Source organism: Haloquadratum walsbyi J07HQW2 (assembly GCF_000415985.1).
Lineage (GTDB): Archaea > Halobacteriota > Halobacteria > Halobacteriales > Haloferacaceae > Haloquadratum > Haloquadratum walsbyi_B.
The window spans coordinates 2,641,202-2,642,450 of sequence record NZ_KE356561.1 but is presented as its reverse complement, the minus strand read 5'-3'; the positions used below and the strand labels follow the sequence as shown (position 1 = coordinate 2,642,450).

Genomic DNA, 1,249 nt, shown 5'->3' with positions numbered 1-1,249 from the left:
TATACCATAGCAGCAACGCAGGCTGTACGCATCAGTCTCCCCTTATTATGTCTGATACTTCGATATGCGCCAGTTTGATCATCTCCTGTATCCCTGAGATTGATTTAATGATAATTATCGGTGTTGTATTTGGACCCGCTCTCTCAGTGCACCAGCATCATAACCACGCTTGCGCCGCCGCCGATTCGTGGAGAAGATGTAAGCCCCAGCAGAGGTAGTGGTCACGCTGCAATGGTGATGACTCCCATCGCAATGAGTATTGCTATTGCTCTCCTAGATCTGGAGTTGTTCTCATCTTATCCATGCGGTTGGTTACTATCGGAGCAGCGACCCTGTGTTGCCGGTATCGACTGTCTAGTCCTAGTGAGCAGGTCACGACCAGACCGAATGAAGTGACAGGATTTTGCCGAAGAGCATTTTATACTTTCATGTAAGATATAACGACTACATGCAAACAAATAGACCAAATATCGTCGTCCTTGATCACGACGCACACGGTATCCCTGCCTCCGACTATGTGGAGACGCTCCGAAGCCGACTGCCGGATCACAATGTCATGCTCGCCGAGGCGCCTGGTGATAAGCGCCGACTTCTCGCTGACGCCGACGTCCTCGCCGGGCGCCATCTCGATACAGACGAGTTTGAAGCCGCTGAGAACCTCCGTCTATTCGCAGCTAATACTGCAGGGGTCGATCATCTTCCGCTCGAGACGCTCGCCGAGCGTGGTATTGCAGTGACGAACGCGTCGGGCGTTCATGGTCCAAATATCGCTGAACACGTCCTCGGTTGGACGCTCATGTTTGCCCGCCGACTTGATGAGGGGCGCCGGCGGCAGGCCCGTCGTGAGTGGCGGAGGTTTCAGTCTTTTACCGAACTCGCTGGTAGCACCGTGACCGTCGTTGGACTCGGCTCCATTGGGGAAGCTATTGTACAGCGGCTCAGCGGGTTCAACGTACAGACGATAGGCGTTCGTCACTCCCCGTTGAAGAACGGTCCAACCGATAAAGTAGTCGGCTATGACGATCTGCTGGACACATTAGCCAGAACAGACGTGCTGATTCTCGCCTGTCCACTGACTGATATGACGCAAAGCCTGATCGGCGATGGGGAACTCGCTACACTGCCGACGGATGCTATTATCATCAACGTTGCACGGGGCGGCGTCGTCGACACACCGGCACTAGTTGAGGCACTCCAATCAAACATCATACACGGTGCAGCCCTCGACGTGACGGACCCGGAACCACTC

1 protein-coding gene is annotated in these 1,249 nt (G+C 54.2%); it reads left to right on the top strand.

Annotation, left to right across the window (positions count from 1 at the left end):
• Positions 1-448: 448 nt before the first annotated feature.
• The coding region (locus tag J07HQW2_RS12420) for an NAD(P)-dependent oxidoreductase (RefSeq protein WP_021055887.1) at positions 449-1,249 on the top strand (801 nt) is incomplete at its 3' end.